The 13,922-nt window shown below is 42.0% G+C and carries 9 protein-coding genes; 2 read left to right on the plus strand and 7 right to left on the minus strand.

Features of this window, described 5'->3' with window-relative positions:
* Positions 1 to 213: 213 nt before the first annotated feature.
* A complete protein-coding gene (locus F0251_RS07085) occupies positions 214 to 1,812 on the minus strand; it encodes a glycoside hydrolase family 16 protein (protein ID WP_171730673.1) in 1,599 nt (532 codons plus the stop codon).
* Positions 1,813 to 2,358: 546 nt separating this feature from the next.
* Here F0251_RS07085 and F0251_RS07090 point away from each other — a divergent pair.
* The gene (locus F0251_RS07090) at positions 2,359 to 3,354 is read left to right on the plus strand and encodes a LacI family DNA-binding transcriptional regulator (RefSeq protein ID WP_019821076.1); all 996 of its coding nucleotides are present in this window, start codon (positions 2,359 to 2,361) and stop codon (positions 3,352 to 3,354) included.
* Positions 3,355 to 3,444: 90 nt separating this feature from the next.
* Here F0251_RS07090 and F0251_RS07095 read toward each other — a convergent pair whose 3' ends face one another.
* The 6 genes from F0251_RS07095 to F0251_RS07120 form a co-directional block, all read right to left on the minus strand.
* Entirely contained in the window at positions 3,445 to 6,888 is a 3,444-nt protein-coding gene (locus tag F0251_RS07095; protein ID WP_171730674.1) for a hypothetical protein, read from the minus strand.
* 72 nt (positions 6,889 to 6,960) lie between these two features.
* On the minus strand, positions 6,961 to 7,950 hold the full coding sequence (locus F0251_RS07100) for an ABC transporter ATP-binding protein (RefSeq protein WP_171730675.1): 990 nt from the start codon (positions 7,948 to 7,950) through the stop codon (positions 6,961 to 6,963).
* Positions 7,951 to 7,960: 10 nt separating this feature from the next.
* A complete protein-coding gene (locus F0251_RS07105; protein WP_116871859.1) occupies positions 7,961 to 8,914 on the minus strand; it encodes an ABC transporter ATP-binding protein in 954 nt (317 codons plus the stop codon).
* Positions 8,914 to 9,903 (minus strand): ABC transporter permease, encoded by a 990-nt coding sequence (locus F0251_RS07110; RefSeq protein ID WP_116871858.1) that lies wholly within the window; start codon positions 9,901 to 9,903, stop codon positions 8,914 to 8,916. The genes F0251_RS07105 and F0251_RS07110 overlap by 1 nt, the downstream gene beginning before the upstream one ends.
* 8 nt (positions 9,904 to 9,911) lie before the next feature.
* Entirely contained in the window at positions 9,912 to 10,886 is a 975-nt protein-coding gene (locus F0251_RS07115; protein WP_061032840.1) for an ABC transporter permease, read from the minus strand.
* 55 nt (positions 10,887 to 10,941) lie between these two features.
* Complete coding sequence (locus tag F0251_RS07120; RefSeq protein ID WP_171730676.1) at positions 10,942 to 12,576, minus strand: ABC transporter substrate-binding protein; 1,635 nt, start codon at positions 12,574 to 12,576, stop codon at positions 10,942 to 10,944.
* 500 nt (positions 12,577 to 13,076) lie between these two features.
* Between F0251_RS07120 and F0251_RS07125 the strand changes: the two genes are divergently transcribed.
* Positions 13,077 to 13,856 carry an ABC transporter substrate-binding protein gene (locus F0251_RS07125; protein WP_061032842.1) on the plus strand — a complete coding sequence of 260 codons (780 nt, stop codon included), beginning with the start codon at positions 13,077 to 13,079 and terminating at the stop codon, positions 13,854 to 13,856.
* Positions 13,857 to 13,922 lie beyond the last annotated feature (66 nt).

The following is a 13,922-nucleotide window of genomic DNA, read 5'->3' on the forward strand; positions in this document are numbered from 1 at the left end:
AATCGAACAAGAAGGCACAGTGCTCTTGGGTATCTAAGCCCAGTTAACTTTGAAAAACAATATGTCGCTTAATGCGGTGTCCAGTCTTACTGGAGCAGATCAAAATACACCGTCGGTTGTCTTCCTCAAATAATCGTCGAAATAAAAAAGGGAACATACATTGTATGTTCCCTTTATATTCAGACTTTTATTCAAGCCCTTTTGTTAACAGGCTTACTTTTCAAATCGAATATTATCTAGTTTAAAACTCATTTCTCCTTGAGGCTCAAACACTAAAAGGTTAGTGATCATTGTTGGATCTGCTTGATTCCCAGCAGAAAAACGGTTGTCTCTCTTTAAAATGTCAGCGATTGGAATACGTACCGTCTTCCATTCATTCATTGCTGATAGCGGCACGGTATAGTCACTTGTTTTCGGCCAGCCACTGTCCATCTTAACCAATAGTTCAACCCCGTCGGCCATACTCTCAACTTTCAAATCAAAGACCAGTTCACCCGTTTCTTGCCAATGTGTCACATCTGTTACAGGAGAACGAAAATAGATATTTCCTGAACCTTCTTTCTTATTCACTTGTAGCACTGTTCCACGATCTGGTTCGGTCACCTCTTGATAGTCAACAATATCCAATGGGTCATAACTTGCATAAGCCAAGCTTGCGTTAAGAGTTTCGGTAAAAATTTCCAACGTTGGTCCATCAGCATAACTATCATCGGTTGCTAAGATCTCTGGAGCTTCGTGCCCTATCACTTGTATTGCATGTTCAGAGCGACTTGCACACCCTTTTCCTTTCCAACGATCAACCTTACAACGGTATACTTTTACTGAATCAACTAGCATTGTTTTCGGAAACAAACCTTCGTCGATGCCTTTATCATTTGCGTTCGCTGACCACGCCCCACCGACAGCCAAGTTCAATAACAAATGAAACTTTTCATCAAACGGAGCTGCTCCACTCGCATTAATGAGTTTCCCTTCTTCTGCTTCATATTGGCTGTACCAGCCCTCTTGAGTTTGAGTCGCGTAATGAATATTGTCGACATACCAACGAATTTCACCTTCTTCCCACTCAATCGCGTATGTATGGAAGCCATCAGTTGGGTTCACACCATTTGGCAATATCGCGGCCTGCCCTTTATAAACATTGTCTGGCCAATTTCGTCCGTAATGTAACGTCCCATAGACTCGGCTCTCTAGATCATCATTTTTCGCCCCCGCCGCATCTGAAAGTGTGTTTAGGTTAACCGCTTCCATAATATCGATTTCGCCAGAAGCTGCCCATGTGCCATATATATTGTCGGTTGGCAGCATCCAAATTGCGGGCCATGAACCTTGTCCACCAGGTAACTTTGCTCTGATTTCATAACGGCCATATTTGGTGTCACGCTTGTCTTTTGTGCTAAGCCTCGCAGAAGTATAAGGGAGTGTCTTAGTTGCTCCGCCAATCGTACCTTCAGCATTGTCAGGCCCAGTATGACTTTGCTTCAGCGCGACAATGTGTAAAAAGCCATCTTTAACAAATGCGTTATTAGGATCATCCGTGTAGCACTGTTGTTCATTGTTCCCGCCCCCCCAACAGTTCACTTCTAATGACCAATTACGTTTATTTATTTGCTCGCCTTTAAACTGGTCTTCCCACACCAATTGCCAGTCTGGACTTAAAGTAACTGGAGCATGGGATAGCACTATCGGTTTTTCAGTTTGAGCTAAGTCAGCACTTTCGGATACCGGCAGCTCTATCGCCGTGCAGCCAGACATCAAAGCGGCAGAAATAAAAGACGTTAATATCTTTACCTGATTGGTTAGATCTTGCATTACAACTCCTTGTATCACGACTTTCTAAGCAGGCGACACGTAGTATCGGAGCCCATAACAGAAAGTCGATAAATGAATAACTCCGCGAGCATGGACCCAATATGCCATGCACGACCGTTTCAAAATGAGTATATAAAAGTGCATAGTTCAAAAAAGAGACAATGCTCACCTTAAGAAAGCGCTTTCTTGTTAAGTTTCACATTTTGCTAAAATTCGTTGTGGTTCGTGTAGATTCTCAAGAATTTTTGTGACCTGATTATCTGAATACCATCCTAGAACCCCTTTATTCTCAGGCTTCTATTTTTTATAGCTTACAACTAAGCTCAGAAAAACAGATTCACTTTTATTACAACAAAAAGAAAGCGCTTGCTTGATGTTTGAACGAGTATATGGAAATATTCGAGACCTTACTTTGTCTGCTTAACCTTCAAATTTAGCGTTAAGCAGTTCAGAGTTTTTAAATATTAATCATTGGATTACTAGGCTCTTATTGATCACGAAGGTAATATAGCTTAGTCACTCCTTGTAGAGATAAGGCCACTACCATTGATCACCATTAAAGAAGTATCTGAACTTGCTCAAGTTTCTCAATCAACCGTCTCACGAGCATTAAATGGTCACCCTACGGTGAAGGAAGCCAATCGCGAAAAAGTATTTAAAGCTATTGAGCAACTGGGCTACAAGCCTAATGCTTTTGCACAAGCTCTTGCTTCCAGCCGTTCAAATAGCATTGGCATGCTAGTTGGTTCGCTTGATGGGCCTTTCTATGGGCCATTAATGCATACCGCTGAAGATACCGTTCGCCAAAATAATATTCACTTAATCGTTACAAGTGGCCAGGAATCACGAACCAAAGAGCTCGATTCTATCCAGTTTTTGCAATCTAAACTTGTGGATGGCCTCATTGTTCACTCAGACAAGCTCAGTGATGACGAACTGATCAAAATAGCGAAAGACAGTGAAACAATGATTGTTCTCAACCGTTTTATTCCTGAGATTTCTGATCGCTGTATTTACATTGATAATGAGCTTGGTGGCTACCTTGCAACGAAGCACTTACTTGAGAACGGCCATAAAAAAGTCGCTTGTATCACAGGCCAGTTGAGTAAAGTTGATAGTAGAGATCGCTTTCAAGGGTATCGAAATGCCTTGTTAGAGTTCGGTATCGAATACGACGCAGGGCTGTTTGTAGAGGGACGCTTTGATCATCAAGGCAACCACGAAGCTGCGCGACGCTTGTTAGACCGAGACCCTGAGATCACCGCGATTTTCTGTCAAAATGACAATATCGCGCTTGCTGTATATGACGTAGCAGCAGAGCGAAACCTCATTATTGGGCGAGACCTTTCAGTCGTAGGCTTCGATAACGATACTCATAGCCAGCATATTCGTCCTCGCTTATCGACGGTCGACTTTCCAGTTCATGAGATGGGAGAAGAAGCTGCAAAAGGTGTTTTATCGTTAATTAATAAACGCGACTACCCATTGAAGCACAAACTAACCCCGACATTGATTGTAAGAGAGTCCGTGGCTAAGCTTTGATTTTTGTATATCAAGCACCCCATTTTTTACACTTAAAAGAAAGGCTCTAAGTATTCACTTAGAGCCTTTTTATTTCACTTTAAATTAGAATTAGAGTAACTGGTGCTTTGACAACACGACAACGACTTTCTCAATAAGACCACTACGAGAAAAGAGCTGTGAAGCCATTTCATGGTTTAGCGTTAACGATGCAAATGCCTCACTTGTTCCGTCTTTAAACTGAACTTCAATACCCTGTGTTGGCTCATCATTGAGTTGGTAAATAAACGGTACCTGGCAGTAAGTAAAAGCCAGTTGCCCAGCCTGAACAATAAAGCTCTGCATTTGTCCTTCAATATTTTGGCAGTCAAAAGTCGCCGCTTTTTGTAAGAACTCTTTAGGACTAAGAAGTGAAGGGTTAATTACAATTGTGCCATCAACGACCTCTAGACCTAGCTCTCCAAAACGAGTAATCACTTCTTCCTTAACTTGCCCTGTCATCCCTGGCTGCTGTGCTCCAGAGTGCTTTGGCGTATGAGAATACGGATCCGTCGGAAACGCACCGTAGTTTTCCGGCGTTTTGTTGAAACCAATACCAGCTCTCACTTTGTAATAGTAATCCGCTAATTTAAGAGTTTCCTGGCTATTAGAGTCCATACTCCAAGCATGCTGATAGTTTTCTTGCACAGCTAGCAGCAACTTAGAAACCATATGCCAATAGATACAACCTAAACCTTCATAACCAAACATGGTTCCCGAACGCCCAGTAAAGGCTTTATGGTTGAATACACGCTCATACAAACTAGATACATGACAAAATTCATCATCACTAATTGACGGGTAATCGGCTTTAATTTCATCAATCGCAGCCTGAAGGAAACCTTTGTTTTCAAAGCTTGAATTGAAGTGGTAAGAACCTTTGCTGTCTTGGTTTACTAATCGGTTATCTTTGGCAACAACCATCATGCTTAACAATTTGCTCTGGTCAATGTCTTTAGCGTCTAAACAGTTTTTGTCCATAAAAGAAGCCAGCTCACGGTCAGGGTAAAGCATGAAGCTATTTTGATCAGCACGATACATGTCACTGGCAAACAATTTATCCAACAACTCAACCGCTTGTTTAGATGATAATAGACCCGAGCTCAATACTGCAACTTGCCCTTCTAGCATAGGGTAAAGCTCTTCAACCATTAAGCTCTCACCAGAACAACTCAAGATGTTATACGCATTGTACAAACCGTCTTCACGCAAGTTGTTTGCAATCGTAGAATCTAGGACTTTTAAGCTCGCACCCATCAATTGAACAATCGCTTCTTTCTCAACTTTGGTTTTCCCTGAGAATCCATTGACTCGGTAAACACGCTCACGATAGTTAGCAGCAGATTTAGCCAGCTTAGTCAGCATTGCTTTACGAGTTTGACGAGTTACCGTATCTTGACGAATCTCTGTATTTGCCTCTGAAACAATCTGTGTAACAGAAGACATCCACTCAAACACTTCTTTGGAAATACTGTATGAAGATGGTGACTTCTCTAACAGGCGCTGCATAAAGGCAACATAGCGGCGCATGTAGTACAAGGTTACCATTGACAGACCGTTGCCAACGATAGCGTTGTTTGCATCATTCCATTCTGGACGTTGTGTATTCAGCCAAATACCACCATCAAGCACTAAGTTACTCAATTTTGCCAACAAAGGTACGAGTATCTTCTCCATTAAGTTGACCATATAAACTTCTTGGTCACCCGTCATCAACAAGCGACCGTCACTGCCTAAGCTCTTGACACGTTGCTCTGTCAATTCCTGCAGGTCTTGGTTGAACTCTACGGTATCTTTAGGGTTGTCAAAGAGACCTTGAACTCCACAAAGCTCGTAAGGCACATTGGCATAACTAAAAATGTCACTTTCTAGTAATTCGATAAGGTCGCTTTGCTCAAATTTGTCTGCCAACTCAAGGAATTTTAATAGATAGATGATTTGATGATCGCCCCAGTAACCAATGTTACTCCAAGGGTCATCCGCCTCTAAGAGTTCCCAATCTACACCATCTTTAGTAATTCGATACGGATTGTAACCATCCACCGTTGAAGCATTAACAAACTTAGAGATGAATGATTTGATGAACCCTGGATAACTAAGAGCCATCGCTTCCCAGTTTTGGAAAATATCACGCCAGTTGCCTTGATAAGAAAGTAAGCGTTCGCCATTTTCATCTTTGAGCTTAATCTCATAGTGGTTCCAAGGGCGGCTAGGATCACCATGACGACGTCCAAAAGTAAGCGGTAGATACTCGTAGCTCAATCGAACTAATTGAGAATCTCCTGTCGCTTTAGCGTGCGAAACTAATTCGGAATGGCTGAAAACATCCCCTAACAGATCAAAAAAGTCTTGATGGCGGCCTGCTACCTGAGAGTTGGCCTTTTCCATAGTTTTAACTACGTCAGCCTTTTCTAACATATAGCCGTTTTCAAAAACGCCACCACGCATGTTATTGAACAACACATTGGCATAATGGTGAACGCTGGTATTTTCTTCGGCTGTTATTTGCCACGCATCCGCGCCAGACATTAATGTGATTAATTCATTTTGATTATCTGCAATGCTCTTTTCTAAAGCTAGTGCTAGGTTAGCAGGAACAGAGAGCTCAGATTGAAGCTGACAGATATCGGAATGAGTCTTGTCTATATCAGCGACAATCGACCAAACTTTGGTTTGATGTGCTCGCAGCGTCAGAGACTTATGAACTAAATAACTTCCTCTAATCCCTTTCGTTAAAGGTTCACTCTTAACCGCTCGACCTTTTCTGAACGCATTAACTTGAGCACTCGTCAATAAAATTTGGCTGCTTTCCGTTTCTAAGCTGAAGACTGTCGTCGCTAGCAAAGATTCAGCAGGGTCGGCTCTATCACTCAATTTCGCGTACATGCTGAACAGAGCCAATGAACTACCATCAACTTGTTCATTCCACTTGTACGCATCAACTAATGCACTTCTTGTTTGAAGAGCTGATAACGGAGCACCTGAAGGAAGTATATTTTGTAAGCCATCTAGTGCTTCGACTTTACGCTCGAGGCTCGCTAGATTGGTCAGTTTTGAACGACGAATAAATCCGTATTTTTCACTCGTATTCCAGCTGTATTGGAACTGTAGTTGCAAAGTATGGTTTATCTCTTCAAATACGATTTTGTCTCCAATCGTATTTTTGTAAAGATTGCGTTCAACATCAAAAATACCATCATGGAATGTATTAAACGGTTCCCAAAGTACCACCTTATCGCCATGTTCAATACGGAAGATGGATTTTGACCCAGTGTTTTCCGCATTTTCATGAATATGGTCAACAGACTTGTAAGGAAAAAGCGCATTTTCCGGACGAATGCGTCCAGCTGAAAGGCTGCCTGTTGATGAAATAAATAACCAGTGATCGCTCGACGATACAACGCTAATAAAGAAAGGCGTCATTTGGTCAACATTAGAGATTTGGTAGTAACGCTCACCATCTAAATCAACGAACTTGCCATCGACCTCTGGTGTTAAGTTGTAGTCTTGTTTCATATCAAAATTCCAAAAATTCTTACACTTAAGTTTTGAAAGCGCTTTCTTTTGCGTTTCAAAAGGATTTAAAGTTTACAAATGATGGCAACGAGCAAAATGCTCTTCTGCAATTTGAGTCGGTTCTGGTATTGATTGCGTGCAAAGTTTGTCAGCTTTCAGACAACGGCTTGCGAACGGGCAACCTACGCTACTTGGCTTCCAAGAAGGGATATCACCTTTTTTCACGTTCATGTCACGCTTGCCCGATTTACCGACTTCTGGCACAGCTGACAACAACAACTGAGAATACGGATGTTGCGGGTTCTGAGTGACGTTGTCGCTATTACCCCATTCGACCATATGCCCTACATACATCACCGCCGTTTTCTCAGCAAAATAACGTGCCGTCGCAATGTCATGAGTGATGTACATGAACGAAATATCATGCTTGTCTTTCAAGTCAGCCATTAGGTTTAGGATTCCTAATCGCACAGACACATCAAGCATAGATATAGGTTCATCAGCTAGGATAACTTCCGGGCTAACAGCAATTGCACGTGCAATTGCGACACGCTGTCGTTGTCCACCACTTAATTCATGTGGGTACTTCTCTGCGGTCTCTTTAACTGGTGTAAGCCCAACCATTTCAAGCAATTCATAAACAAGGTTCGGGATCGCTTCTTTGTCTGCTCGTTTATGGATAAGTAAAGGTCGCGCAATATGGTGGTAAATCGTGTGTACAGGATTCAGCGAGCCAAACGGATCTTGAAAAATCATTTGCACTTGGCGTGCATATTCAAGCTCACCATATTTTTCAATATAGTCAGACAGAGGCTCACCTTTGAATTCGATATCTCCAGCCGTCTTATCGTAAATTCGAGTAAGAATTCGAGCTCCTGTGCTTTTCCCTGAGCCAGATTCGCCAACAATCGCTAATGCTTCTCCTTTACGTAGATCAAATGAAACATCATTTACGGCTCGCATCATATTGCTTTTGACTGACTGGCCAAGTGGGAAGTCTTTTACCAAATTCTTAACTGATAAAATAACTTCGCTTTTATCAACGTTCTTTAAAGTATTCATAATCTTTCGCTCAAACTAGGTGACAAGATACGTGATGCCCGGTCGCAATAGCGCCCAAACGAGGCTCACTTTTAATGCACATTGAAATGCATTCGCCACATCGCTCTTGGAAGTTACATCCTTGAGGTGTATCCAAAAGGTTGACAGGATTCCCGGGGATCCCGTAGAGACGTTCTTTTGGCCCATGAATAGTCGGAAATGAAGAGATAAGCCCTTTTGTATAAGGATGCTTAGGTTCACTAAATACCGTTTTCGCATCACCTAATTCGATAAGGTTACCCGCATACATCACGCCAATTCGATCAGCAATTTCGCCCATTAGGCTTAAGTCGTGACTAATAAACAGAATAGAGAATCCAAACTTACTCTTCAGCTCATACAGTTCATTCAAGATTTCACGTTCGACCACCACATCAAGTGCCGTTGTTGGCTCATCCATGATGATCAATTTAGGTTCCAGCGCCAAAGCAATCGCAATAACAACTCGCTGACGCATCCCTCCACTCAGTTGATGGGGAAAGCTCGACATTCTATCGCCATGAATCCCAACCGTTCCTAACAGCACGACCGCACGATCGTGAGCCTGTTTATAAGGTATTTTTTTGTGCGCTAGAATAACGTCCGTTAGCTGCTCACCGATGGTAATAACGGGATTAAGTGAATTCATTGCGCTTTGAAAAACAATAGAAACGTCATTCCAACGGAAGTCACGTAACTGCTTGTGATTCATCTTTAAAACATCCTGCCCTTTGTAGAGTATTTCACCCTCAGAGATAAGCGCTGGTGCTTTATGTAAGCGTGATATAGCAAAAGCCAATGTACTTTTACCACAACCAGATTCACCGGCAATACCGAGCGTTTCACCGGGCGCAATGGAAATACTAACGTCATTAACGGCTCTTGCTACGCCATTAGGAGAAACGTAATCAACACACAGGTTATTAATTTCTAAGAGATTGCTCATTATAGGCCTCGGCGTTTATCTGCTTCTTTTTTAAGTTTGTGCCACAGTTTGATGTGTGGGCCCGTACGTAATTTAGGGTTGCTCACTTGGTCAATAGACATGTTAATCAATGCGAGTCCACCACCAGTAATCGCTAACGCTAGTGCAGGTACCAGCATTTCCCACCATGCACCGGTATATAACGATGAAGAGGTCTGTGCCCAATACAACATAGAGCCCCAACTCACCTCTGTTGCATCACCTAAACCTAAAATACCTAGACCAGCTTCGGAGCCCATTGCGTAGATAACCGTGCCTAGGAAGCCACCAAAAACAATCGAAACTAAGTTTGGTAAGATCTCGACTAAAATAATGCGGATTTTTGATTCCCCCATCACCTCTGCAGAAATGATGAACTCTTTGCTTCTAATTGCCATGGTCTGTGCACGAATCACCCTAGCACCCCAAGGCCAGGAGGTTATCCCTAACAATACGGTAATAACCAGCGAACCGACCTGCCCTAAGAATGCGGCGAGAACAATCAGCAAAGGTAATTGTGGAAAAACAAGAAATACGTTAGTAATGAAGTTCAAGCGTTCATCGACTTTTCCACCAAAGTAGCCAGAAGAAACACCCACTAAAACTGCGATAGTCATTGCAATTACACCCGCGGAGATCGCAACAGTAAGCGACTTTCTTGCTCCAAATAGAACCTGGCTATATACATCACGTCCGCTACGAGTCGTACCCAGAATATGCTCAGAACTTGGTGCAACATGTGGACGAGCCACGCGCTTTTCTGGGTTGTGAGTCGACAATACAGGCGCAAATAACGCCCCGGCTAAGACAATCGTAAGTAAAAAAGTACCTATAATTGCAGGAGGGTTACCGTAGAAAAATGCGTAAACTTTACCGAGAGTTTTCTTTACATTTTTCCACGACCATTTTGGTTCACGTACCTGTGTTTTCTTCTGGTTAGCTTTATTTTGAGTATCGATTAAATTATCCATCATGCGCCTCAATTCGAGATTCTAGGGTCAAGCCAGACATATAGGAGGTCGGCAATAAAGTTAGCGGTTAGTACCGCTGTCACCAAGATAAGAAGAATGGCTTGGATAAGTGGGTAATCACGAGCAACGATGCCTTTAAGAAGGATGTTCCCCAAACCTTGGTAGTTAAAAACCACTTCAGTCATAATTGAACCTGCGAATGAGAACCCGATTGCCATTGCAATAGCGGTCGCAACAGGAAGGATGGCATTTCGACCAGCATAACGAAACATAACACGATAACTACTCAAGCCTTTGGCCTCAGCCATCGTTACGTAATCCTCGCCCAACACGTTGATCATCGCATTACGCATATTGAAGACCCATGTTGCGATACCAACCAAGACCATTGAGCCCATAGGCAACATAGCGTGTTTGGCCACACTGGAAATAAACTCCCATGTAAAACCTGGCTCTAGCGATGGGTCATAGGTATATGCCAAAGGCAATAGTTCAAGTTTTAAACCAAAGAAATAGAACAACAGTAATGCGGTCACGATGTACGGGAAATTACTAATAAATGCCAAAACTGGCGGAACAATTTGTCCAAATAGCCCTTCACGTCGATACGATGCATACGTACCAATACTGACACCAATGATGAGAGCGACAATCAACGATCCAAGCGCTAGAAACATAGTCCACGGCAGTGCCATAGCAAGGACATCTGAGACACTTACAGGAAACATAAGTACTGAAGGTCCCAAATCAAGAGTGAATACGCTTTTCATATAAGCGAAGTACTGTTCGAAAACATTACCATCAACAAAACCGTACATTTCACGAACAGCATCCATCTGAGCAGGATCCATTCGACCTTGAGCAGCAGCGAAAAGAGCATCAACAGGATCACCTGGCATTAGACGAGGCAACATAAAATTAAACGAGATAGCGATTAAGAAAGCGGTAAAATAGAAGCCAAATCGGCGAATTAAAAACGACATAAAAATCTTTTAACCTAGGGGCTACAACCTAAGCTGTAGCCCTCTCAAAAATAACTTACTTAAGGTGTAGATTGTTGAGAATAATTACTCTCTTACCACCGTCGTACCATACTGGCTGTACGTATGGGTCTTTTTCACTTGGCCAACCAACAATATGTTTAGTACTGTATTGGAACCAAGTTGGGTTAGAAAATAGAGGGATAAAGGGAAGGTTTTCAGCGGTAAACTCCTGAAGTTCACTCAACACTTTCTCTTGCTGCACTGCATCACCTATTTTGCCAAAGCTGTCGATCAATGCGTCGATTTCTGGTGAATTAACACCGTGACCAGCATGCCAAGTTTTTCCGATTCGAGACGTTGAGAAGTACTCTTGGTACGCCAAGATTGGGTTTGTCGCTACCATTGACCAGTTAATTGACATGGTATATTTGCTTTCTTTCAAATTGCTGTCATATACCGCCCAATCCACGGTCTTAACGTTTGCTTTCACACCCACTTCTTCAAAGTATTCAGATACCATCTGAACCACTTGGATCCAGTCGGTCCAACCGTTTACAACCTCAATATCAAACTCAACCGTTTCCCCGTTTGCTTTGTCGCGGAATCCATCACCGTTTTTGTCAACTAAGCCCGCTTCATCAAGTAAAGCGTTTGCTCTTTCAACATCGTACTTAGTTAGATAGCCATATTTCTTAGATACATTTTTATCAATGTGCGTTTCGTATAGCTCACCGATGCCACCAGCATTGAAGTTTGCAGTCGGATAACCGTAGGCAGCAATATCAACGATGGTTTCACGATCAAGTGCCATAGAAAGTGCTTGTCGTACTCTTAGGTCATCAAATGGCGCTTCTTTGGTATTTACGTAAAGGTGGATCGCATCATTCGCTGGATACCAAAAATGGTTATTTTCTTTATCCATATCGACAAATGTTGACTCAACGTCAGCAATAAAATTTGAACCCCAATCAATCTCACCTTTGATTAAGGCAGGTTGAATCTGAGAGTTGTCATTGTAAGAACGGAAGTTGATGCAATCTAAATAAGGTCTATTTTCTAAATAGTAATTTGGGTTTCGGCACAGCTCCATCTGTTGCGGTTTAATGTATTTAACCGTCGTCATTGGGCCACTACCTACCGGGTTAAGGTTGGTAAACGTTGTCAGATCTTCAACTTTCGACCAAATATGCTTTGGTACAATATGGTAACGCTCTAAGTTCCAAGCAAATGTAGAATCCGCTTCCGTCAGCTCAAACACGACGGTTCGCGCGTCAATAGATTTGATTTCTTTTAAGTTACCTGAAGACCAAATACCTTTTTGGTCAAAAGCTGGTGCCTCTTTAGTCAACATAAAGCTAAAAACAACGTCGTCTGCAGTTAACTTTGAACCATCAGACCACTTCAAATTCTCTCGTAACTTAAGCGTCAATGTTTTCAGGTCAGTTGAATACTCAACCGACTCAGCCAGGCGATAATCAACATCACCTGTCATGTTGTTGAATACGACCAATGGCTCAAACATTACCCCATGCAGTAAGTCTTTAGTTGTATAAGGGTTAAAGTTTTCAACAAAGCCAGTATTGATAATTGGCACCGTTAGTGTACCACCCTGCTTAACTTCATCTGCTTGTACAGAGGCTCCGAATAACGCTCCAATGGCGAGCGAAGCAATCAATGTCTTTTTGTGCATCACGTTGTCCTTTTAATGATAATAACCAGAAAGAAAGCGCTTTCTTTTAACTTTAAAAAAAGGGGGTGTTTTCGTATTCACTATCGGTTACTTGCATCAAGAAACCGCTTTCTTTAGGTGGATAATAATCCGATAGAATGATTCTTCAACTTACATTTCGGGGAAACGAACCATAGATCACAAATTTAAAATAGATTGAGAATAGAAACACGCAACAGTGCCATTCGTCACATTAATTGTTAATCAATACAAAAAACAAATTAAAAACAATAAGTTAAAATACAACAGTGGTACCTCCATCGTCTACGCTAATCGTCGAGTCTCTCACCCATCAATGAACTTATATGCTTTCTTTAAAATGGCCTTTCCGTCGCGATTCTCAATATTCATAAACTGTATCTATATAAGATTCTCTCAAAAACAAAAGAAAGCGCTTTCTCTATTACCAAACCTATGTCAGCATACCAGTCATGAAATGTAAGTTCCCCCTTAGGACAACTATGTTAAACTTTTGGAATGGCAATAAATCAGGTAAAAGACAGCACTATGAGTTGGAGCTAATTCATAGCTTGTTGAATTGGGATCCGAACGAACCTATTGTCGTTCACAGCGATAATACTGACTTTCCAAGGGCTGAGGATGAAGGAAATATATTCCGCAAGAGTTATGATGTACTCGTCACGGTGGCGGGAAACCGTAAATTTTCGGATAAGCCTACAATCAAACTCAACTCTCCAATTTGTAAAGGCTTACTAGGGCACCGTATCCTAATAATTAGGGAACAAGATCAACCCACATTCCATAATATCAACAGCAATAAACTGAAATCACTTATCGCTGGAATTCCTGCCACATGGGCTGATGCTGAGCTGTTTAGAGCAAATGGATATCGAGTACTAGAGCAAGGAAGCTTACCAGAGATTCTTAAACTGCTTTCAGATAATAAATGTGATTATGTGTCACTCGGTGCCAATGAAGTAGAAAGCATATACCAAGAACATACCAATTCCCTGGATGGGTTAGTCATAGAAAAAAGTATTGTGCTTTATTACCCTCTCCCACTGGTCTTCTATGTCCACCCAGACAAAACACAACTAGCTCAATTACTGGATGACAAACTGCAAGAACACATGCTCAGTGGTAAGTTTGATTTGTTGTTTAACCAACATTTTGGGGACGTCGTGAGCTCCATTGGATTAGAACACCGTCAAGCTATTAACCTCGTAAATCAGGAACTACCGCCAGAGCTAAGGTCATTTAAGTCTCAATTCATCTCGTGATTATCATAAAACCAGCACCTAGAATCACGACATTAGGAGCATCCGCTTATGCTCCTAATGCCGATT

Source organism: Vibrio sp. 070316B (genome assembly GCF_013114115.1).
GTDB classification, from domain to species: domain Bacteria; phylum Pseudomonadota; class Gammaproteobacteria; order Enterobacterales; family Vibrionaceae; genus Vibrio; species Vibrio chagasii_B.